At 43.6% G+C, this 358-nt stretch carries 1 protein-coding gene; it reads left to right on the top strand.

Going from position 1 to position 358, the window contains the following annotated elements:
• Nucleotides 1–116 precede the first annotated feature (116 nt).
• Nucleotides 117–358 (top strand): hypothetical protein (locus Y882_RS20605; protein WP_211259230.1); only part of this gene is annotated, 242 nt, incomplete at its 3' end.

Raw genomic sequence — 358 nt, 5'->3', positions numbered from 1 at the left:
CAACAAGGTTATAACATGGTACTCCAAGACTTTGCTAACCGTGGATCTATTAGAAGAATGGCTTTGGGGTAAAGATGGCAATATTAACCTGTCCCGATGAAATTAGGCCTTCCGAGATGGAATGGCATCTAGTATCGAACTCTGTAGAATTTATAAGCCCCTTTAACGGGGCTTCTCAGACTGTGGCCTACCCAGGATCTAGGTGGGAGGCATCTTTAACTTTCAATAATCTGAATGACTGGGAATCAAGAAAACTGGAATCATTATTAGCTAAACTTGATGGTAAATCCGGTCGTATTATGCTTCAAGATTTCGGGCGTTGGGGAAGACCGTCAATGGGAGCACCTGTGGTCAATGG

The sequence above is a fragment of the Dyella japonica DSM 16301 genome, from assembly GCF_001010355.1.
GTDB classification, from domain to species: Bacteria; Pseudomonadota; Gammaproteobacteria; order Xanthomonadales; family Rhodanobacteraceae; genus Dyella; species Dyella japonica.
The sequence above is the reverse complement of the archived record's forward strand: the minus strand, read 5'-3'. Positions and strand labels throughout refer to the sequence as shown.